Source organism: Mesorhizobium sp. P2_A8 (assembly GCF_056404935.1).
The window spans coordinates 16,748-36,897 of the sequence record NZ_JBFUDB010000016.1; the positions used below are offsets into that span (position 1 = coordinate 16,748).

The window sequence follows — 20,150 nt, forward strand, 5'->3', positions numbered from 1 at the left end:
CCCGTGTTCGGGCTCATGCTCCAACCAAAAAGAAGTGCATGGCCGATCTGTTCAGCGTCGATGAACCTGAAAGGGCACCGCCCGGGCGGCCGCTGGCCGACAGGCTGCGGCCGAAGAATCTTGGCGAGGTCGTCGGCCAGGAGCATCTGACCGGTCCAGACGGCGCGCTGACCCGGCTGATTGGTTCGGGTTCGCTCGGCTCGATGATCTTCTGGGGGCCGCCCGGCACCGGCAAGACGACGGTGGCGCGGTTGCTGGCCGGTGAAACCAGCCTTGCCTTCGAGCAGATATCGGCGGTGTTTTCCGGCGTCGCCGACCTGAAAAAGGTGTTCGAAGCAGCCAAGCTGCGCCGCACCAATGGCCGCCAGACCTTGCTGTTCGTCGACGAGATCCATCGCTTCAACCGTGCCCAGCAGGATTCCTTTCTCCCGGTCATGGAGGATGGGACCGTCGTGCTCGTCGGTGCCACCACCGAAAATCCGTCCTTCGAACTGAATGCTGCGTTGCTGTCGCGCGCCCGCGTGCTGGTCTTCCACTCATTGGGCGAGGAAAGCATCGCCAAGCTGATGGCGCGGGCCGAGGAGACCGAGGGCAGGGCGCTGCCGCTTGATGACGAGGCTAGGGCGATGCTCATCCGCATGAGCGATGGCGATGGTCGTGCATCCCTTACCCTCGCGGAAGAAGTCTGGCGCGCCGCCAAGCCAGGCGAGATTTTCAATCCAGAGGGCCTGCAGCGCATCGTCCAACGCCGCGCTCCGATCTACGACAAAGGCCAGGACGGCCATTACAATCTGATCTCGGCGCTGCACAAATCGGTGCGTGGCTCCGATCCCGACGCCGCGCTCTATTATCTCGCGCGCATGTTCGATGCCGGCGAGGATCCGCTCTATCTCGGCCGCCGGCTGGTGCGCATGGCCATGGAAGACATCGGCCTGGCCGATCCGCAGGCGCTGGTCATCGCCAACGCCGCCAAGGACGCCTACGATTATCTCGGCTCGCCCGAGGGCGAACTCGCCTTTGCTGAGGCCACCGTCTATCTCGCCACCGCGCCCAAATCCAATGCCGTCTACACCGCCTTCAAGGCAGCCACGCGTGCGGCGAAGGAACATGGCTCGCTGCTGCCGCCGAAGCATATCCTCAACGCGCCGACCAAGCTGATGAAGGAGGAGGATTACGGCTCCGGCTATCGCTACGACCATGACGAGCCGGATGCCTTTTCGGGCCAGGACTATTTTCCCGAGAAGATGGGCCGACAGACCTTTTATGATCCGCCTGAACGCGGCTTCGAGCGCGACATCAGAAAGCGGCTCGATTATTGGGCGAAGCTGCGCAAAGAGCGGGAATAGCTGGCTTGCGCAGCCCGGTCGTCGTCACGCTTCGAAACGAGGCTTCGCCTTGGGGCATTTCCGCTTCGGTCGTACTCCACACGCTGCTGGCTGCGATGCTGGCCTTGATGCCGTTGCCAAAGCGGCCAAAGCGGCTGGAGGAGGAGCGGGTGTCGGTCGACATCCTGACGCCTCGGCAGTTCGAGGCGGCGACCAGGCCGCCACCTGCTCCGGTGACACCGGCAGAGCCCGAGGCGCCTGCAGCGGTGCCTCCGCCTGCTCTGGGCACACAGCAACCGCCCACCGCTCCGGCGATGATCCGCCCGACCGAAATGCTGTCGGCCAAGACGCTGGCCGATCCGCGCAGCCGGCAGGCGCGCGCCGACCTCGCCACCTTCGCTTCCGACGAGCGCATGGTTCAACTGTGCAATCTCGAAGCCATGGATCAGATCCGTAAATGGCGCACGGATTTCCAGCCCGAGCGGGTGGTGCCTTACGCCACAGCCGAGGAAAAGATTGCCGGCACGACAATCGCCGCCGACGGTGCTGCCTTCCGCAGCCGGAGAAACTGGTACGGCCTGAAGTTCAATTGCCGGCTCGCGCAGGATGGCGAAAGCGTCATCGGCTTCGAGTTTCTGGTCGGTGATCCCGTGGCGAAGGAGAAATGGGACGAGCTTGGTTTGCCGGCGGTGCATTGACCGATGTTGCCCTCGGTCGCGTTCGCACCGCCAAACCGCTCAAAGCGCTGGAGCGTCGGCCGCGATGGGGGCGTTGTGCGGGGACCCAAAAAACCTTATCAAGGCGCACGGCCGGGCGGTGGTCGATGCCATGATTTTGGCGCTACTCTTTCGCAACAGGATCGCGCTTCGCGCGTGGAAAAATGACAAAAACCCTTCGCAAAACCCTTCGCAAATTCGCCATTGCTATCCCGCTTCTCGCCCTTGGCTTCTATTTCATCCCGATCCTGACTTCGGTCTTTATCGTCCTCGGCCTCATTGATGTCCTGCGCAACGACCGCAAGGACCTGTCGCTCTTCAGCGGCTATTTCCTCGGCAACGGCCTGTTCACCTGGCTGCTTTCGCCCTTCAACCTGCTGGTCGATCTCTTGTGCTACAGGAATCCCGGCGTCTGGAAGCTGGAGCAGTTTCCCGCCGATTATCAGCGTGAGGTCAATGAGGTCCTGGACATCTTCAAGGCGCGCAAGGACGAGATCATCGCCGACATCGACGCCAATTTCGGCGCCGGCCGGCGCGGCATGTATGTCTATCAGTGGTACGGCAAGCACAAGATCGACAACGTCGCCGAGTTCAACAAGGATTTCAAATACATCAAGACGATCGCCGTTTCCGTCTTCAGCAAGCGCGAATCGACGTCATGGCACTTCGGGCCGCTGCGGCTCAGCCTGCGCATTCTCTACAATCTGATCCCGGTGAAGTCGGAGATTTTCGTCGAATGCGGCAACGTCAAGAACTACTGGTACGACAATCCGCTGTTCATCTTCGATGACACGCTGCTGCATCGCTCTGTCAATGAGTATGACGGCCGCCGCTACTGCGTGTTCATGGATATCATCCGCCCATCCCCGGTTCCCGGGTTGATCGCGGGCATGCTGGCTGTCGTCTCGGTAAGCGTCGAGCGCATCAACTCGATGTTCTACAAGAACTGGAAGATGATTGGTTCGAGCAAGCCGAAGAAGGTCGGGACGACCTGAGCTTGAAATCGTCAGTGCTGTCGGCTCTGCCGGCAGCCTTTGGGGGCATAGGTCCGGGAATTAACCCATGTTGGCGCGCCGGTCATGCCGCCGCCCCGTGCGTGGCCAGGCCTTGATACACTGAAAGCCTTTTGGAAAACGCCCGCCTCGCGGGCGCCGTTTGAAGGTGCTCTCAACGCTTGCGGTGGCCACCCGTTCAAGTATACATCCCTTCAAGCTCAAGAGTTCCCGATACGAATCGCGTGGGATTTCTATTTGCCGGAACGGCCCTTGGCTGCGTCGGCGGGAGTCCCTGTTTGACCTCGACAGTCCTGCTTCTTCCCTTCCTTGGCGGCCTCAAGTGACGAAGAACGAAATTCTCGGATTCTGGCTAAAAATCTACATATGTACGGTGTTGTTGGGCGTTGTATTCGTCACCCTATACATAAAACTTGAAGAGCCAGTCTATTATTGGGATTTCGCCGCCTATTTCAATGGATTCAACCAATATGGCGCGCTCCTGGCCGAGAGCCCTCTCCAATGGCTGAGCCAGTTGAGGAGCTCTATCGCGAGGGATGACTACAGTGCGGCAATCTTGGTGCCTCTTATGCCGTTTCACGTATTTTTTGGCGGCTCAAGGCTTTCCTACATCGCCGGAATAGTCACGGTTTACCTGGTCCCCACCGCTCTTTTCATAGGAAGAATGAGCTACCAGGAGGCCACCTCCGAAACATCTTCTTCCCAAAGCTGGCCTGCCGTCTGGATTGCTGCCTTTCTCTACACGCCGTTCTGGGCAGCGACGCTTCGTGGATTGCCGGATATTGCCGGCTGTCTCGCGCTTTCTGCAGCGACCTATTTTCTTTGGAAATCAAGGTTCCTGACCCGCGAACCGGTGATCAACGGAATACGCGTCGGCATAAGCCTGTGGTTGGCGTTCGTGCTGCGCCGTTGGTATGCATACGCTGTCTTGGGCATCACAATTTCCGCGGCCTTCTTTTGTCTGTTTCAGGTCGCAAAAGACCGCGACTTTCCGGCGCTCCGGAAAGCTGCGTTAGGGGGCGTGTGTGCGATTTTCACTATTGCCGGAGCCGCATTGGCCTTCCAGCAACCCCTGATCCTCAAGATTCTGGGAACCAGCTATGGTGACATCTATAGCGGGTACAAAACGGGTCTCGTTTCGCAGATTGACCAGCTAGGATCGCGGCTCAGCTATGTGAATTGGCTAATGATCACAGTGGGCCTTTATATCTCTGTCATACGCCGCAACAGTTTTTCTTTGTTCTGTACCCTTGCCTCGGCACTCACCTTTTTCCTCTTTACCCGGACGCAGGACCCGGACCGTCATCATTCGATGTCGATGTTTCTTTGGCTCTTTCCTGCATACGCCCAGGCAGTCGTTGCGATCGTTTCGTTGCCGGCGCTGAGATCGCGATGGTCAACCGTCGCCATAGCCATTGTCGCCGGGTCTGCCTATTTGGGTACCTTTTTCCCGATCGGCCGCCAGCTGCTGTCACCGGTCAGCTACGTTTTTGCCAGGGAAGCCACGCTTCCTCTCCACCTCGACAATCTTCCTGAATACCGGCGCCTTATCGACGACCTTGTCAGGGAAATGCGACCTGAGGACCGTTTTTCGGTATTTGCCTCAGGCGCGGTCATGAATGACTCGCTCTTGTATGAAATGGATAAGGACCTTTACCCTCGTATCGAATGGTCTTGCCAGGTTGACAGTCGCGATCGATTCTGGCCGGGGGCGTTGAAATCCAGATACATCGTCGTAACCGACCCTCCCGTGACGCATCTGCAATCGGGTGCGCAGATCTGCGTTACGATCCCGGATCACGACATTGTCGAAGGGAAGGGCATTGGTGCCGCCTACAAGCGCATTGCGGCATACGAGTTGTCCGACGACGTCAAGGGCTACCTCTATGAACAGGTGCGCCCGGTCAGCAAAACGGAAATCGACGCCCTCTACAGCGAGTTCCGGAAAAAATACCCAGGCTGGGCAACGCCTGAGTGGTGATGACCAGGTCGATCGCTCACGCGCAGTGCCTGTGCGTCCACTCCCCAGCGGCGGTCGTTGCACCATCGTCCTATAGCCTCATCGAAGCGGGATCCCTACAACTCGATGCAGCGGATATATCTAGCCGGATATAACGCTGCTTTGAGTTGGAGCGACATTCGCCTTGGGAGGATAAGGTGAGCGGACGGCAGCCGACGGGTCATCATGCGGATTTCATCCAGGCGTCCCTCGCCAGCAGCGATGCGGCGCGCTCGGCGCTGGTTGCCTCTTGGCGGCGCTCGCTCACATTGCACGGTCTCGATCCGGCCGAGCGCAAGGCGCCCCGACGCCTGACCGCGGGCGAGCTGAGCGAAGCAAGGCAACGCATGGAACCATTGCTTCGCGCCGCCGATCTGAGCCTGGATCGTCTCTACCTGGCAGTTGGCGGTGTCGGCTGCTGCGTGCTGCTTGCCGATCGCGAAGGCATCCCGGTCGAACGCCGCGGCGCGGTCGCCGATGACGACACGTTCGACGAGTGGGGTCTGTGGACCGGCACCGTCTGGAGCGAGGACTCCGAGGGCACCAACGGCATCGGCACCTGCCTTGCCGACCAGCGCGCGCTCACCATTGACCGCGATCAGCATTTCTTCGCGCGCAACACGCTGCTCAGTTGCACCACCGCGCCGATCTACGATCACGAAGGCAATCTGGCGGCGGCACTCGATGTCTCGTCTTGCCGGTCGGACCTGACCGAAGGCTTTGTCAACCTGATCGCCATTGCGGTTGGCGATGCCGCGCGCCGCATCGAGGCCGAGAATTTCCGCCTGAGGTTTGCCAACGCCCGCCTCTTGCTGGCACCAGTCGCTGAGCGCAGCACCGGCGCGCTGATCGCCGTCGATGCCGACGATCTGGTGGTGGGCGCGACGCGTTCGGCGCGCCTCGCTCTCGGCATCACCCAGCAGGCCTTGGCCAAAGGGTTGCCGGCCGCCGATATTCTTGGCGACTCGGCCAGGCCCGCCGAAGACCTGGACGAAGCAGAGCGCGGCGTGGTCCAGCGTGCCATCGCGCGCGCCCAAGGCAATGTGTCGGCTGCCGCCAGCAATCTCGGAATTTCTCGCGCCACCTTGCATCGCAAGCTCACCCGCTTCGGCATCCGCCGGTCGCATTGAGCTTTCCAGCTCGCAACTGTCGCAGATCTGCGACAGTTGGCGCCGGCGAGTGCTTGGCCGGGGCTGACAAGTCCGACCCCATCCGCAACTCTTGCCAACGACGCGCCGCATCCCGCGGCGCTGCTTGTTGGGAGGAAGACTAATGAACAAGGTAGAATTTTCCCGCACGGCCAAGGTTCCCTTTGCCAAGCGCTACGACAACTACATAGGCGGCAAATGGGTCGCCCCGCTTTCCGGAAAATACTTTGACAACATATCGCCGGTCACCGGCCGGCCGCTGGGCGAGATCGCTCGCTCTGAAGCGAGGGACATCGAGGCGGCACTCGACGCCGCGCACAAGGCCAAGGATGCCTGGGGCAAGACAAGCGCTGCCGCACGCGCTCTGATCCTCAACCGCATTGCCGACCGCATGGAGGACAATCTCGATCTCCTTGCGCTCGCCGAGACCTGGGACAATGGCAAGCCGATCCGTGAGACGACCGCCGCCGACCTGCCGCTGGCCATCGATCATTTCCGCTATTTCGCCAGCGCCGTGCGTAGCCAGGAAGGCGGCATCTCCGAGATCGACAATGACACCGTCGCCTATCATTTCCATGAGCCGCTTGGCGTCGTCGGCCTGATCATCCCGTGGAACTTCCCGCTGCTGATGGCAGTGTGGAAGCTGGCGCCCGCACTTGCCGCGGGCAATTGCGTCGTCCTGAAGCCGGCCGAACAGACGCCCGCCACCATCATGCTATGGGCTGACTTGATCGGGGACCTGTTGCCCGACGGCGTGCTCAATATCGTCAATGGCTTTGGTCTCGAGGCAGGCAAGCCGCTGGCGTCGTCGAACCGCATCGCCAAGATCGCCTTTACGGGCGAGACGACGACCGGCCGGCTGATCTCGCAATATGCCAGCCAGAACCTCATCCCGGTAACGCTCGAACTCGGCGGCAAGTCGCCCAACATCTTCTTCCAGGACGTGACCGCCGAGGACGACGACTTCTTCGACAAGGCGATCGAAGGCTTCGTCATGTTCGCGCTCAACCAGGGCGAGGTCTGCACCTGTCCCAGCCGGGCGCTGGTGCATGAGAAGATCTACGACAAGTTCATGGAAAAGGCGCTGAAACGCGTCGAGGCGATCGTCCAGGGCGATCCGCTCGACCCGGCGACCATGATCGGCGCCCAGGCATCGAGCGAGCAGCTGGAGAAGATCCTGAGCTACTTCGACATCGGGCGCCAGGAAGGTGCAGAAGTGCTGATCGGCGGCGAGCAGAACCATTTGCCGGGTGATCTGGCCGGCGGCTACTACGTCAAGCCGACCGTGTTCAAGGGCCACAACAAGATGCGTGTCTTCCAGGAGGAGATTTTTGGGCCCGTTGTGTCTGTCACCACCTTCAAGGATGACGACGAAGCGTTGTCGATCGCCAATGACACGCTCTACGGTCTCGGCGCCGGCATCTGGAGCCGTGACGCGAACCGCTGCTACCGTTTCGGCCGCGCCATCCAGGCCGGTCGCGTCTGGACCAACTGCTACCATGCCTATCCCGCGCATGCGGCGTTCGGCGGTTACAAGCAGTCGGGCATCGGCCGCGAGAACCACAAGATGATGCTCGACCACTATCAGCAGACCAAGAACATGCTGGTCAGCTACAGCCCGAAGAAACTCGGCTTCTTCTGATCGCCTGCCGAGGCGGCGCATGATGCTTTCCGAACGATCATGCGTGATCCAGGCAAGGGGCGCGGCCGACATGGCCGCGCCTCTATCTCTCTTCGTGAACAAGGGCGCTTCGGGGTGGAGGACGGCATGCTCGACAAAGCTTCCTTGGGAAAAGTCTCGGCCACGCCGGCGGCCCGGGCCTTTCTGGCCGAAATCATCGCCGACCATGGTCAGGTGCTGTTTCACCAGTCGGGCGGCTGTTGCGATGGTTCCTCGCCAATGTGTTATCCGCAAAGCGATTTCATCGTCGGCGACAATGATGTCATGCTGGGCGAAATCGGCGAGACGCCGGTCTATATCAGCGCCTCGCAATATGAGGTGTGGAAGCACACCGATCTCATCATCGACGTGGTGCCGGGCAGGGGCGGCATGTTCTCGCTCGACAACGGGCGCGAGAGGCGATTCCTGACGCGCTCGATTGTCTGCGCCGTGCCGGCGCCCGCACGCACTGGGGATTGACCAGGCCGCCCTTGTGGGGGCAGTAAACGGTTATGTTCAATCTGCTTCTCGTTGTGGTCGGCGGCGGCATCGGCGCCGGCATTCGTCATCTCACCAACATCGGCGCACTGCGCCTTGTCGGCCCTAACTATCCCTGGGGCACGATGGCCATCAACATCATCGGCTCGTTCGCCATGGGCCTATTCATCGCCACCCTGGCGCGCCGCGGCGGTTCGAACGAGCTCAGGCTGTTCGTCGCCACCGGCATCTTTGGCGGCTTCACCACCTTTTCCGCGTTTTCGCTCGATTTCGCCACCTTGTGGGAGCGTGGAGCCACACTGCCGGCGCTAGCTTATGCCCTTGCCAGCGTCATTGGCGCCATTATCGCCCTGTTTCTGGGACTTTGGCTCGCAAGAACCGTTTCATAATGTTATTGCCGCGCCGAGAGTGGGCTCGAACCCTGCTCGGGAAACGGATAAGCGAAAAAATATGGCAGGCGTTGAACAAATCACAGTGGAGGCCGGCGAGGCGGGCATGCGGCTCGACCGCTGGTTCAAGACCCATTTCCCGGGCCTCGGCTTCGGCCACCTGCAAAAGCTGCTGCGCTCCGGCCAGATCCGCGTCGATGGCGGCCGTGTCAAGGCCGACACCCGTGTCGAACCCGGCCAGATGGTCCGCGTTCCGCCGCTGGAAGTGGACAAGAAGGGCGAGAGTGCGCTGACCGGTCACTCGATCCGCAATCAGGGCGATGCCGACGTTCTGGCGAAAATGCTGATCCATGAAGATCCCAAGGTCTTCGTCTTCAACAAGCCGGCGGGCCTTGCGGTGCAGGGCGGCTCGGGCGTCACCCGCAATGTCGACGACATGCTGGAGGCCTGGCGCAACCAGAAGGGCGAGAAGCCGCGTCTTGTCCACCGGCTCGACCGCGACACTTCGGGCGTGCTGGTCGTCGCCCGCACCCGGCTAGCCGCCATGAAGCTTGCCGAAGCGTTTCGCGCCCGCGAGACCAAGAAGACCTATTGGGCGCTGGTCAAGGGCGTGCCGCCCAAGCGCGAGGACAAGATCTCGACCTGGCTGATCAAAGAGCCGACGCCCGATGGCGATCGCGTGCGCGTCGCCGCGCATGGCGAAAAGGGCGCCGACCACGCTGTGTCCTACTACCGCATCATCGAGCAGGCGGCGCAGACGATGACCTGGCTTGAAATGGAGCCCTATACCGGCCGCACGCACCAGCTTCGTGTCCATGCCGCCTATATCGGCTGCCCAATCCTCGGCGACCCGAAATATTTCGAGGCCGACACCAACTGGGATTTTCCCGGCGGCATACAAAACCGCCTGCATCTGCATGCGCGCCGCATCATCATTCCGCACCCGGACAAGGGCGTTATCGATGTTACCGCACCGATGCCGCCGCATATGCGCCAGAGCTGGAACCTGATCGGCTTCGACGACGCCAGCGCGGAGGACTGATCGTGAGCGGCGCCACCGATACGCTCGACCGGCGAGACACGGTCGACTTGGCGGCCGCCGCGATCATGGTCGGCCTGACGTTTTCCTGGGGACTGAACTACGTCGCCGCCAAGATCTCCTACGCCGGTTACGATCCTGTCTTCCTGTCGATCGCGCGCTCGATCATCGGCGGCTTGTGCGTCTTCGCCTGGTGCCGCTGGCGTGGCATCGCGCTTTTCACGCGCGATGGGACATTGCTCGCCGGCATCGCGGTTGGCGCCCTTTTCGGCGTCGAGTTCCTTTTTCTTTATGTCGGCCTGGAGCACACGACCGTTGCCCGCAACACGCTGCTGGTCAACACAATGCCGTTCTGGATGCTGATTGGCGGCCACTTCCTGCTGGGCGAGCAGATCACCTTGCGCAAGTTCCTCGGCCTGCTGCTGGCCTTTGCCGGCCTCGCCGCGGTCTTTTCCGACAAGCTTGGCGGCGGCGGGGACATGCTGTTCGGCGATCTCCTGAGCCTGGGCTCCGGATTTTTCTGGGCTTTGACCAACATTCTCATCAAGCGCTCGAGGCTGGTCGAGGCGAGCGCCGAGAAGCTGCTCCTCTATCAACTCGCCGGAGCCGCAATCGTCGGCGTGCTGGTGCTGCCTCTCGCCGGTCCGCCCGTTCGCGACCCTAGCGTGCTGCCGACATTGGCCCTGCTTTTTCAGGCGGTCTACATCGTCGCCTTCACCTATGTGCTCTGGTTCTGGCTGCTGCGGCGCTATCCGGCGTCCGGCCTGTCCAGCTTCACCTTCCTGTCGCCGGTTTTCGGTGTGCTGTGCGGCGCCATGTTCTTGAATGAGCCGCTGACCATTCGCATTTTCCTGGCACTTGGCCTGATTGCCGCCGGCCTGATCATCGTCAACCGGCCGGTGCGCAAGCTGACGCCCGTGTAAGAGAGACTTTTTATGCGCGACATCCTCAACGACCTCGAAGCGGGCAAATATCTTTCCGATCCGGATCCGGTCCGCCGCGCCCAGATCCAGATGAAGACGCATCTGCCGAAGCGCTTCTACAAGACCGTCTCGGTCGCACAGGTGGAAGGCGGCTTTGCCGTGCATCTCGACGGCAAGCCGGTGCGTACGCCGGGCAAGGCGCTGCTGGCACTGCCGACCGAGGCGGCGGCTTCGCTCGTCGCCGACGAGTTCGCCGCGCAAGGCGAAACCATCAACCCGGTGACGATGCCGGTGATGCGCCTCGTCAACACCGCCATCGATGGTGTCGCCAGCGATACACAGGTGGTGCTGGAAGACATCCTGCGCTTCGCTTCGTCCGATCTGCTCTGCTATCGCGCCGACGCGCCGCAAGGCTTGGTGGAGCGGCAGAACGAACATTGGGACCCGGTCCTCGATTGGGCGCGCGGCAGCCTCGGGGCAAGGTTCAATCTCGCCGAGGGGATCATCCATGTCGAGCAGTCACGCGAAGCTATTGCCATACTGGGCAGCCACCTTGCCCAGCGCGCCGACCCGCTTCGGCTCGCCGCCATCCATGTCATGACCTCGCTGACCGGTTCGGCGCTGCTGGCGCTGGCTGTCGATTTCGGCGAACTCGATGCCGAGGGTGCGTGGGCCGCGGGCCATGTCGACGAGGACTGGCAGATCGAGCATTGGGGACAGGACGCCGAGGCTGTCGCGCGCCGCGCGGCACGCAAGCGCGACATGATCGCTGCCGTCGGCCTGCTGGAAGCGATCAAGGGCTGACGCTCCACCGCGCTGCCCCGTTGCATCCCGCAGTGCACCTAATACCAAAGTCATAATCCCAAAGACGCCCTGACATTGGCGCGCGCTTTCTGTCATTTTTTCCGTGATCGCTGTGCTTGAGTCTGTGTTCGGAGGAGAACGCGGACAATGACACGCAGCATCGAGGCAATGGGTCTCACGGGAGGACAATTCTATGGCAATGGCATCGACTGCCGGCGGAGCAAGCCGCGGCATGACGCGGGAAGAGAAGAAGGTCATCTTCGCTTCCTCGCTCGGCACCGTTTTCGAATGGTACGATTTCTATCTCTACGGTTCGCTGGCGGTGTTCATTGGTTCGACCTTTTTCAGTCCAACCATTCCGGAGGCGACGCGCAACATCTTCGCGCTGCTGGCGTTCGCCGCCGGCTTCCTGGTGCGCCCGTTCGGCGCACTGCTGTTCGGCCGCATCGGCGACCTTGTCGGCCGCAAATACACATTCCTTGTCACCATGACGATCATGGGCCTATCGACCTTCCTGGTCGGCCTGCTGCCTGGTTATGCGACTTTGGGCATCGCGGCTCCCGTGATCCTGATTGTCCTGCGCATGCTGCAGGGCCTGGCGCTCGGTGGTGAATATGGCGGTGCGGCGACCTATGTCGCCGAGCATGCGCCTGATGACCGCCGTGGTTTCTACACGTCATGGATCCAGACGACGGCGACGCTCGGCCTTTTCCTGTCGCTGATCGTCATCCTGATCGTGCAGGCGTCACTGACCAAGGAGAGCTACGCCGCCTGGGGTTGGCGCATTCCTTTTATCGTCTCCTTCGTGCTGCTTGCCGTTTCAATCTGGATTCGGCTGTCTCTCTCCGAGTCGCCGACCTTCCAGAAGATGAAGGACGAAGGCAAGGGTTCCAAGGCGCCGCTTTCGGAAGCCTTTGGCCAGTGGAAGAATGCCAAGATCGCGATCCTGGCGCTGCTCGGCCTTACCGCCGGTCAGGCCGTGGTCTGGTACAATGGCCAGTTCTACGCGCTGTTCTTCCTGCAGAACGTGCTCAAAGTCGAAGCCCAATCGGTCAACATCATGATCGCCATTGCGCTCGCCCTCGGCTCGATCTTCTTCGTCGTCTTCGGCTGGCTCTCCGACAAGATCGGCCGCAAGCCGATCATCATGGCGGGTCTCGCTTTGGCGATCGTCTGCACCTTCCCCTTGTTCAAGGCGCTGACCTGGTCGGCCAATCCGGCACTCGCCAAGGCTCAGCAGAACACGCGTGCAACGGTGACGGCGGCACCCGGCGACTGCAGGTTCCAGTTCAATCCGGTCGGCACGGCGAAGTTCACGACGTCCTGCGACATCGCGACCTCGTTCCTGACCAAGAACTCGGTTCCCTACGACGTGGTGTCGACGGCTGCGGCAGGAACTGCGGCTTCGGTCAAGATCGGCAATGAAACGGTGGACTCCTACGATGCGATCGCCGCTGGCGATCAGGCGAAAGCCAAGGATGCCGCCTTCGTCAAGGCCGTCAACATGTCGCTGCAGGACGGCGGCTATCCGTTGAAGCGCGCAGCGATCAAAGTGTCGGACCAGAAGCTCGATGCTTTTGTCGCCGCCAATCCGGAGTTGAAGCTCGATGCCGCCGCCATCCGCGCCGGTGAGAAGGCGACTGTTCCGGTCGACCAGGCGATCAAGGACAAGATCCTGACCAAGGATGAGGCCGCGGGCGCCCCTGAAGTCACCGTCTACAACATACCGGGTGGCGGCCCCTTCGCCATGTTCGCCGACCCGGCGGCGATCAACTGGCCGATGACGATCGGCATCCTGTTCATCCTGGTCCTGTTCGTGACCATGGTCTACGGCCCGATTGCCGCGATCCTGGTCGAGATGTTCCCGACCCGCATCCGCTACACCGGCATGTCGTTGCCCTATCACATCGGCAATGGCTGGTTCGGCGGTCTGCTGCCGGCGACCGTGTTCGCACTCAGCGCCTACAAGGGCGATATCTACTATGGTCTGTGGTATCCGGTGATCATCGCCGCGATGTCGCTGGTCATCGGCATGATCTTTGTCAGGGATACGCTTGGAACCGATCTGAACACCAAGCAGTAACCGATAATCGGTAGCCAACGAAAAACCCGGCGCGAGCGATCGCGCCGGGTTTTTCAATGCATGGCGACATTGCGACGAGGACAGCGGTTAGCTTTGCCGGTCCTGCCTCGCGTCCTCTATAGCCGCCTCGTGATACCAGCCGTCACCGAAATCCGCCCGAACACCGCGCAGCGAGGCAAGCTCTGCTGCAAACTTAGCCTTGCCGCTTAAATTTGAGGCAGAGATGCGGGCTGCCGCCGGGAACATCAGAATTTTGGCCGACGGACGCGTGGAAATGATTTCCATTGTCGGGCTCCTTTCTTCTGCCGAACCTTGTCGATTCAACTTGTCTCGAAGATAAGGTCTGCAATCAAGTTAGGCAATATGCCTACGAAAAGATCAGCATTTGCCCATTATTTGTGCGCTTTGCGACTGTGATTGATCCGGACGCATTGCTTGGGCGGCTTGCCGACTTCAACCGAATGCCGCGTCAATTTTGCCGCACCCTCCAGACCAAGAGTGGCACACGAATTGCATTTTAGTAATCCGGCAGACCGGCTGCTGGTGGCAGACGCATGTCGACGCCGTCCAGTGTTCGGTGATCAAGCAACGAGAGGCTAGAATGACGAAATACAAGCTCGAGTACATTTGGCTCGATGGATACACCCCGGTCCCCAATCTCCGCGGCAAGACGCAGATCAAGGAGTTCGCCGAATTCCCGACGCTCGAGCAGCTGCCGCTGTGGGGCTTTGATGGTTCGTCGACGATGCAGGCCGAGGGCCACAGTTCCGACTGCGTGCTGAAGCCGGTCGCTGTGTATCCGGATCCGGCCCGCACGAACGGCGTGCTCGTGATGTGCGAAGTCATGATGCCCGATGGCGTTACGCCGCATGCCTCCAACAAGCGCGCCACCATCCTCGACGACGAGGGCGCTTGGTTCGGTTTCGAGCAGGAATATTTCTTCTACAAGGACGGCCGCCCGCTCGGCTTCCCAGAGAGCGGCTATCCCGCGCCTCAGGGCCCGTACTACACCGGCGTCGGCTACTCCAATGTCGGCTCTGTCGCGCGCCAGATCGTTGAGGAGCATCTCGACCTCTGCCTCGCCGCCGGCATCAACCACGAAGGCATCAACGCCGAAGTGGCCAAGGGCCAGTGGGAATTCCAGATTTTCGGCAAGGGCTCCAAAAAGGCCGCCGACCAGATGTGGATGGCCCGCTACCTGATGCAGCGCCTGACCGAGAAATACGGCATCGACATCGAATACCACTGCAAGCCGCTCGGCGACACCGACTGGAACGGCTCGGGCATGCACGCCAACTTCTCGACCGCTTATATGCGCGAAGTCGGCGGCAAGGCCTATTTCGAAGCGCTGATGGCAGCCTTTGACAAGAACCTGATGGATCACATCGCCGTCTACGGCCCGGACAATGACAAGCGTTTGACCGGCAAGCATGAGACCGCGCCGTGGAACAGGTTCAGCTATGGCATCGCCGATCGCGGTGCTTCGATCCGCGTGCCGCATTCCTTCATCAAGAACGACTACAAGGGTTATCTGGAAGACCGCCGTCCGAACTCGCAGGGCGACCCCTACCAGATCGCCTCGCAGATCCTGAAGACGATCGCCTCGGTACCGGCGAGCGCCCAGGTTTCAGCAGCGGCGTAAGGGCTTCGGCATAGATGAAAAAAGCCCCGGCGTTCGCGCCGGGGCTTTTTTGTTGCAGATGCCGGATCGAGCGGGAAAGGCGCAGTGTCTCCGTCCTCAGACAATGCCACGCGCCTTCAGTGCAGCAACGACCTTCGCATGGGGCAGGGCAGGTGTGCGGTTGCCGTCGCGGCCAATCATCTCCTGGTTCGCGACCAAGGCGTTGAGCACGGCCTCCTCGGTCGCCTGCACCACAGCGGCGTAGAAAGCGTCGAGCCGCCCTTGAAGGCGTAGCAATTCATGCCCGTGCCGCCGCCGACCGAGCCCTCTTCGATGCTACCGGCGGCAGCGCTGTCAATTCGCCGCCATGGCGTGGTCGACGGTGACATGCGGGCCGTTGATGTCATCGAGGTAGCCGTCCCAGGTTTCCGCCACCATCGGCAGTAGCCACTGGCTGGTCATGGCAGGCTTGTTGCGCGCCATCCACGTCCCTCCGACGGTCTGCTCCTGTAGGACCCCCCGGCCCAGGCCGGGGTTCTTTTTGTGGGGAGCCCTTGCTGGACAAAAGCCCCCAAAAAAAGTCAGGCGGAAAGATCGCTGCGAGGACCGTCGTCAGGTGACGGTCCGGACTGGTGCGCGGCTTTCTGTGAGGCAGTGTCGCGGACCATGAAAGCCCGAAAAACCGCAGAAAATGGCCTGTTTCGGCGACTCCGCCTGCTTGCGCTCCATTGCATAAGTCTCTGTTCAAGCGTCAAAATCGGCGATCCGCGCCTCCGATGAGCGGCGTTGACAGATCGCAGTGCAGCATGCGACTTCGCAAGTCTTGGGGTTACGTCACGCAATGCTGTTCGGACGGGCGGGGTTTACTTGAACGGCGGCATAGGCGTGGGCGCCGGACGAGCGGTCACTGTAGCCTGAGGCAGTGCTCCGCTCGCTCCTGGCTCTAATGTTGGCGACCGAATGGCCACCCTTCATCGTCCACCGAACATTGCCTAAGCCTGGGACACGCGTCATCAAGACCGGCGTGCTGGGCCTGCCAAAGGGCTCATCAGCCCCGGTATGCGAGCGATTGTCGAAAATTCAAATCGCAATGCTCGGCCCAACGGTTGCGCGACCAATCGGCAGCACGACTGATCGGCGGGATGTGCGGCTATCGGCGCAGCAAAAAGCCCTTGAAAGAGGGAAATCTTTCAAGGGCTTGAATAGTATATCGAATCTTAGACCGAGTAGTACATGTCGTACTCGACCGGATGCGGGGTCATTTCGAAGCGCATCACCTCGGCCATCTTCAGCTCGATGTAGCTGTCGATCTGGTCGTCGTCGAAGACGCCGCCGGCTTTCAGGAAGCCGCGATCCTTGTCGAGGCTCTGCAGCGCTTCGCGCAGCGAACCACAGACGGTCGGGATCTTCTTCAGTTCCTTCGGCGGCAGGTCGTAGAGATCCTTGTCCATCGGCTGGCCGGGGTGGATCTTGTTCTTGATGCCGTCGAGGCCGGCCATCAGCATGGCGGCGAAAGCGAGGTAGGGGTTCGCGCCCGGATCGGGGAAGCGGACCTCGACGCGCTTGGACTTGGGCGACGAGCCGAACGGGATGCGGCAGGACGCCGAGCGGTTGCGCGCCGAATAGGCGAGCAGCACCGGCGCTTCGTAACCCGGAACCAGGCGCTTGTAGGAATTGGTAAGCGGGTTGGTGAAGGCGTTGATCGCCTTGGCGTGCTTGATGATGCCGCCGATGTAGAACAGGCAGCTTTCCGACAGGCCGGCATATTCGTTGCCGGCGAAGGTCGGCTTGCCGTTCTTCCAGATCGACTGGTGGACGTGCATGCCCGAACCGTTATCGCCGAAGATCGGCTTCGGCATGAAGGTGGCCGTCTTGCCATAGGCGTTGGCGACCTGGTGCACGACATACTTGTAGATCAGCATCTTGTCGGCGTTGCGGACCAGCGTGTCGAACTTGATACCGAGTTCGTGCTGGGCGGCAGCCACCTCGTGGTGATGCTTTTCAACGCGCACGCCCATCTCGGCGAGCACGGTCAGCATCTCGGAGCGCATGTCCTGTGCGGAATCGATCGGCGGCACCGGGAAATAGCCACCCTTGATGCGCGGACGGTGGCCGAGATTGCCGGTCTCGTAGTCGGTGTCGTCGTTCGACGGCAGTTCGGTGGAATCGAGCTTGAAGCCGGTGTTGTACGGGTCGGCCTTGTACTTCACATCGTCGAACACGAAGAATTCGGCTTCCGGGCCGACATAGATGGTGTCGCCGATGCCTTCCGACTTCATGTAGGCCTCGGCCTTCTTGGCTGTGCCGCGCGGATCGCGGTTGTAGGATTCGCCCGAAACCGGATCGAGAATGTCGCACAGGATGACCATGGTCGACTGCGCGAAGAACGGATCCATATGAACCGTGTCCGGATCGGGCATCAGCACCATGTCGGACTCGTTGATGGCCTTCCAGCCGGCAATCGAGGAGCCGTCGAACATCACGCCATCGGCGAACATGTCTTCCTCGACCTCGATGACATCCATCGTCACGTGTTGCAGCTTGCCCTTCGGATCGGTGAAGCGCAGGTCGACGAATTTCACGTCGTTGTCCTTGATCTGCTTCATGATGTCTTTGGCTGTCGTCATGTCATTTATCCCTGTTTGATGACGTTTTTTGATGATGACGTTTTCAGAAGATTGCCGGGTGGATCAGACCGCGTCCATGCCGGTTTCGCCGGTGCGGATTCGCACGACTTCCTCTATGTTGGAGACGAAGATCTTGCCGTCGCCGATACGGCCGGTCTGGGCCGCCTTGCGGATGGCCTCGATCGCGCCTTCGACCGCGTCATCGCCGAGCACGACCTCGATCTTCACCTTGGGCAGAAAATCGACGACATATTCAGCGCCGCGGTAGAGCTCGGTATGCCCCTTCTGGCGACCGAAGCCCTTGGCCTCGGTGACCGTGATGCCTTGCAGTCCGGCCTCCTGAAGCGCTTCCTTCACTTCGTCCAGCTTGAATGGCTTGATGATCGCTTCGATCTTTTTCATGTAAAAAGTGGCCTCCACTGCCAAAAAAACGGGTTGTGAGCCCCCGCTTGCGCCTCCATCAAGCACGAACTGTGCCAATTGGACGAATTTGAAGCGGTCTCATACGATTTCAAAGTCGCGCCGCACCGGGATGCAAATTCGCGTCATTCACTGCATCAGGTGCGGCATGGGCTGCTGGAGCCGACACAGTGCCAGAACCTGGGTCCGCATAATAATTAGGCATATCGCCTATTCAGCGGGCAGTTTTGTGCCTGCGAAGCCTTCCTCCCGACGATATGGCGGCAAATTTTGCCAACTCCCCTTTGTTTGCTTCGGATCGAAAATTGGACAATGCTTGATCGAATGCGGATCGGCAATCCATGAGCAACGAACTTCTTTCCCCCGCCGAAATGAGCGAGGCCGATCGGCTGACGATTGCCGCCGGTCCAACCGATGGTATCGGCCTGATGCGAAGAGCCGGCGAAGCGGTCGCAGCGGTGGTCCTGGCGCGTTATCCCGCCGCGACGCGAGTGCACGTGCTGTGCGGCCCCGGCAACAATGGCGGTGATGGCTATGTCGTCGCGCGGTTGCTGGCCGAGGCCGGCGTCGGCACGACGATCTGGGCCAGCGGCACGCCGAGGCCGCAAAGCGATGCGGCGCTCGCCGCCGCGCAATGCCCGGTCAAGCCTCGGCCACTGTCGTATTTTGCCGCCGAGGCCGGCTCGATTGTCGTCGACGCGCTTTACGGGGCAGGGCTGTCCAAGCCGCTGGCCGGCGATGCCGCGAAAGCCGTTGACACTGCAACAGCTCTGCGCCTGCCTGTGGTCGCGGTCGACCTGCCATCGGGTGTCTCAGGAGCCAGCGGCGCAATATTGGGCAGAGCGTTTCACGCCGAGGTCACCGTGACCTTCGCGCGGAAAAAGCCGGGCCACCTGCTGCTCCCGGGACGAGAGCAATGTGGTGAAACCGTGCTCGCCGATATCGGCATCGACGACATCGTCATCGCCCAGCTCGCCGTGTCGACTTTTGAGAATGTGCCGGACCTGTGGTTGCGGGAATTTCCCGTGCCGGCGGTGGACGCACACAAATACAAGCGCGGCCATGTCGGCGTCTTTTCCGGCGGTCCGAGCGCTACCGGCGCGGCACGGCTGTCGGCACTAGCCGCCGCGAGAAGCGGGGCAGGGGCGGTCACCGTGCTGTCGCCGGCCAATGCCGTGCAGGTAAACGCTGTGCATCTTACCTCGATCATGCTGCGCAAGGCCGATGACAGCGTCGACATCGCCTCGTTCATCGACGAACGCCGGCCGTCGGCTTTTGTTCTCGGGCCCGGTTTCGGCATTGGCGAAAAGACGCGGCAATTTGCACTCGCGCTACTCAGCCGTGCCCAGCCAAGGGATACGTCAACCCGGATTGACGGCCTCGTGTTCGATGCCGACGCGATCACCTCTTTTCGTGAGGCGCCGGACGTCCTGTTCGAAGCTTCTCGCCAACCCGGCGCGCCGGCCCTGGTGATGACGCCGCACGAAGGGGAGTTCGCCAGGCTGTTTCCCGATATCGCCGATGACGGCGCGTCCTCCAAGCTCGCCAAGGCGCGTGCGGCCGCCGCGCGTGCCAATGCAACAATCGTCTACAAGGGTGCCGACACGGTGATCGCGGCACCGAACGGCCGGGCGGCGATCAACGCCAATGGCGCGCCATGGCTAGCCACCGCCGGGTCGGGCGACGTGCTGTCCGGCATCACCGCCGGGCTGCTTGCCCAAGGCATGCCGGCGTTCGAAGCGGCCTGCGCCGCGGTGTGGATCCATGCCGAGGCCGGCAGCCGCTTCGGGCCGGGGGGGCTGATCGCCGAGGATCTGCCGCTGGCGCTGGTGCCGGTGCTGCGCGAACTGGTCGAAGCGCGTTCGGCCGCTCGATGAGCCGCGCC

The 20,150-nt window shown here is 61.3% G+C and carries 19 protein-coding genes and 1 pseudogene; 14 read left to right on the top strand and 6 right to left on the bottom strand.

The features are described from left to right. Window positions 1-38 precede the first annotated feature (38 nt). The 12 genes from AC1D10_RS34160 (at window position 39) to AC1D10_RS34215 (ending at window position 13,597) form a co-directional block, all read left to right on the top strand. Entirely contained in the window at window positions 39-1,346 is a 1,308-nt protein-coding gene (locus AC1D10_RS34160) for a replication-associated recombination protein A (RefSeq protein WP_477279513.1), read from the top strand. 5 nt (window positions 1,347-1,351) lie between these two features. Beyond that, complete coding sequence (locus tag AC1D10_RS34165; protein ID WP_477279515.1) at window positions 1,352-2,023, top strand: DUF930 domain-containing protein; 672 nt, start codon at window positions 1,352-1,354, stop codon at window positions 2,021-2,023. Between the two features lie 182 nt (window positions 2,024-2,205). Next, on the top strand, window positions 2,206-3,036 hold the full coding sequence (locus AC1D10_RS34170; RefSeq protein WP_379097728.1) for an aspartyl/asparaginyl beta-hydroxylase domain-containing protein: 831 nt from the start codon (window positions 2,206-2,208) through the stop codon (window positions 3,034-3,036). Window positions 3,037-3,376: 340 nt separating this feature from the next. Next, window positions 3,377-5,035 carry a hypothetical protein gene (locus tag AC1D10_RS34175; RefSeq protein ID WP_477279517.1) on the top strand — a complete coding sequence of 553 codons (1,659 nt, stop codon included), beginning with the start codon at window positions 3,377-3,379 and terminating at the stop codon, window positions 5,033-5,035. Between the two features lie 176 nt (window positions 5,036-5,211). Further along, window positions 5,212-6,183, top strand: a complete 972-nt coding sequence (locus AC1D10_RS34180; protein ID WP_477279519.1) for a helix-turn-helix domain-containing protein — start codon at window positions 5,212-5,214, stop codon at window positions 6,181-6,183. A gap of 142 nt (window positions 6,184-6,325) precedes the next feature. After that, window positions 6,326-7,843: an aldehyde dehydrogenase gene (gene adh / locus AC1D10_RS34185; RefSeq protein WP_477279521.1), complete on the top strand. Its 1,518-nt coding sequence runs from the start codon at window positions 6,326-6,328 to the stop codon at window positions 7,841-7,843. Between the two features lie 126 nt (window positions 7,844-7,969). Beyond that, complete coding sequence (locus AC1D10_RS34190) at window positions 7,970-8,341, top strand: DUF779 domain-containing protein (protein ID WP_477279523.1); 372 nt, start codon at window positions 7,970-7,972, stop codon at window positions 8,339-8,341. Window positions 8,342-8,373: 32 nt separating this feature from the next. Beyond that, the gene (gene crcB / locus AC1D10_RS34195) at window positions 8,374-8,748 is read left to right on the top strand and encodes a fluoride efflux transporter CrcB (protein WP_477279525.1); all 375 of its coding nucleotides are present in this window, start codon (window positions 8,374-8,376) and stop codon (window positions 8,746-8,748) included. A gap of 61 nt (window positions 8,749-8,809) precedes the next feature. Continuing rightward, the gene (locus tag AC1D10_RS34200; protein WP_023757961.1) at window positions 8,810-9,790 is read left to right on the top strand and encodes an RluA family pseudouridine synthase; all 981 of its coding nucleotides are present in this window, start codon (window positions 8,810-8,812) and stop codon (window positions 9,788-9,790) included. A gap of 2 nt (window positions 9,791-9,792) precedes the next feature. Then, entirely contained in the window at window positions 9,793-10,710 is a 918-nt protein-coding gene (locus AC1D10_RS34205; protein WP_477279527.1) for a DMT family transporter, read from the top strand. A 12-nt stretch (window positions 10,711-10,722) separates the two neighbouring features. Then, a complete protein-coding gene (locus tag AC1D10_RS34210) occupies window positions 10,723-11,514 on the top strand; it encodes an ATP12 family chaperone protein (RefSeq protein WP_477279529.1) in 792 nt (263 codons plus the stop codon). A 193-nt stretch (window positions 11,515-11,707) separates the two neighbouring features. After that, a complete protein-coding gene (locus AC1D10_RS34215) occupies window positions 11,708-13,597 on the top strand; it encodes an MFS transporter (protein WP_477279531.1) in 1,890 nt (629 codons plus the stop codon). 87 nt (window positions 13,598-13,684) lie between these two features. Here AC1D10_RS34215 and AC1D10_RS34220 read toward each other — a convergent pair whose 3' ends face one another. After that, on the bottom strand, window positions 13,685-13,882 hold the full coding sequence (locus AC1D10_RS34220; RefSeq protein ID WP_379097749.1) for a DUF2735 domain-containing protein: 198 nt from the start codon (window positions 13,880-13,882) through the stop codon (window positions 13,685-13,687). A 316-nt stretch (window positions 13,883-14,198) separates the two neighbouring features. On the opposite strand from AC1D10_RS34220, the gene AC1D10_RS34225 reads away from it, so the two are divergent. Continuing rightward, window positions 14,199-15,239, top strand: coding sequence for a glutamine synthetase beta-grasp domain-containing protein (locus AC1D10_RS34225; RefSeq protein WP_477279533.1), 1,041 nt, complete (start codon window positions 14,199-14,201; stop codon window positions 15,237-15,239). Window positions 15,240-15,335: 96 nt separating this feature from the next. Here the strand turns inward: AC1D10_RS34225 and AC1D10_RS34230 are convergent, their stop codons facing one another. From AC1D10_RS34230 to AC1D10_RS34250, 5 genes and pseudogenes are all read right to left on the bottom strand, one after another. After that, the gene (locus tag AC1D10_RS34230) at window positions 15,336-15,515 is read right to left on the bottom strand and encodes a P1 family peptidase (protein WP_477279535.1); all 180 of its coding nucleotides are present in this window, start codon (window positions 15,513-15,515) and stop codon (window positions 15,336-15,338) included. Between the two features lie 14 nt (window positions 15,516-15,529). Then, a pseudogene (locus AC1D10_RS34235) lies at window positions 15,530-15,607 on the bottom strand (hypothetical protein); the annotation flags it as partial. Further along, on the bottom strand, window positions 15,573-15,701 hold the full coding sequence (locus tag AC1D10_RS34240) for a P1 family peptidase (RefSeq protein ID WP_477279537.1): 129 nt from the start codon (window positions 15,699-15,701) through the stop codon (window positions 15,573-15,575). The pseudogene AC1D10_RS34235 and the gene AC1D10_RS34240, both read right to left, overlap by 35 nt. Window positions 15,702-16,435: 734 nt before the next feature. Continuing rightward, window positions 16,436-17,845 carry a type I glutamate--ammonia ligase gene (gene glnA / locus AC1D10_RS34245; protein WP_379097757.1) on the bottom strand — a complete coding sequence of 470 codons (1,410 nt, stop codon included), beginning with the start codon at window positions 17,843-17,845 and terminating at the stop codon, window positions 16,436-16,438. Between the two features lie 63 nt (window positions 17,846-17,908). After that, a complete protein-coding gene (locus AC1D10_RS34250) occupies window positions 17,909-18,247 on the bottom strand; it encodes a P-II family nitrogen regulator (RefSeq protein ID WP_006205430.1) in 339 nt (112 codons plus the stop codon). 359 nt (window positions 18,248-18,606) lie between these two features. Here AC1D10_RS34250 and AC1D10_RS34255 point away from each other — a divergent pair, with 359 nt between their 5' ends. Then, window positions 18,607-20,142 carry an NAD(P)H-hydrate dehydratase gene (locus AC1D10_RS34255; protein ID WP_477279540.1) on the top strand — a complete coding sequence of 512 codons (1,536 nt, stop codon included), beginning with the start codon at window positions 18,607-18,609 and terminating at the stop codon, window positions 20,140-20,142. Window positions 20,143-20,150 lie beyond the last annotated feature (8 nt).

Excerpts from the sequence above, each read along its gene's own strand:
- AC1D10_RS34210 (WP_477279529.1), top strand. The coding sequence starts at position 10,723 with ATGCGCGACATCCTCAACGACCTCGAAGCGGGCAAATATCTTTCCGAT.
- AC1D10_RS34215 (WP_477279531.1), top strand. The coding sequence starts at position 11,708 with ATGGCAATGGCATCGACTGCCGGCGGAGCAAGCCGCGGCATGACGCGG.
- glnA (WP_379097757.1), bottom strand. The coding sequence starts at position 17,845 with ATGACGACAGCCAAAGACATCATGAAGCAGATCAAGGACAACGACGTG.
- AC1D10_RS34200 (WP_023757961.1), top strand. The coding sequence starts at position 8,810 with ATGGCAGGCGTTGAACAAATCACAGTGGAGGCCGGCGAGGCGGGCATG.
- AC1D10_RS34160 (WP_477279513.1), top strand. The coding sequence starts at position 39 with ATGGCCGATCTGTTCAGCGTCGATGAACCTGAAAGGGCACCGCCCGGG.
- AC1D10_RS34250 (WP_006205430.1), bottom strand. The coding sequence starts at position 18,247 with ATGAAAAAGATCGAAGCGATCATCAAGCCATTCAAGCTGGACGAAGTG.
- AC1D10_RS34220 (WP_379097749.1), bottom strand. The coding sequence starts at position 13,882 with ATGGAAATCATTTCCACGCGTCCGTCGGCCAAAATTCTGATGTTCCCG.
- AC1D10_RS34225 (WP_477279533.1), top strand. The coding sequence starts at position 14,199 with ATGACGAAATACAAGCTCGAGTACATTTGGCTCGATGGATACACCCCG.
- AC1D10_RS34170 (WP_379097728.1), top strand. The coding sequence starts at position 2,206 with ATGACAAAAACCCTTCGCAAAACCCTTCGCAAATTCGCCATTGCTATC.
- AC1D10_RS34240 (WP_477279537.1), bottom strand. The coding sequence starts at position 15,701 with ATGGCGCGCAACAAGCCTGCCATGACCAGCCAGTGGCTACTGCCGATG.
- adh (WP_477279521.1), top strand. The coding sequence starts at position 6,326 with ATGAACAAGGTAGAATTTTCCCGCACGGCCAAGGTTCCCTTTGCCAAG.
- crcB (WP_477279525.1), top strand. The coding sequence starts at position 8,374 with ATGTTCAATCTGCTTCTCGTTGTGGTCGGCGGCGGCATCGGCGCCGGC.
- AC1D10_RS34255 (WP_477279540.1), top strand. The coding sequence starts at position 18,607 with ATGAGCAACGAACTTCTTTCCCCCGCCGAAATGAGCGAGGCCGATCGG.
- AC1D10_RS34190 (WP_477279523.1), top strand. The coding sequence starts at position 7,970 with ATGCTCGACAAAGCTTCCTTGGGAAAAGTCTCGGCCACGCCGGCGGCC.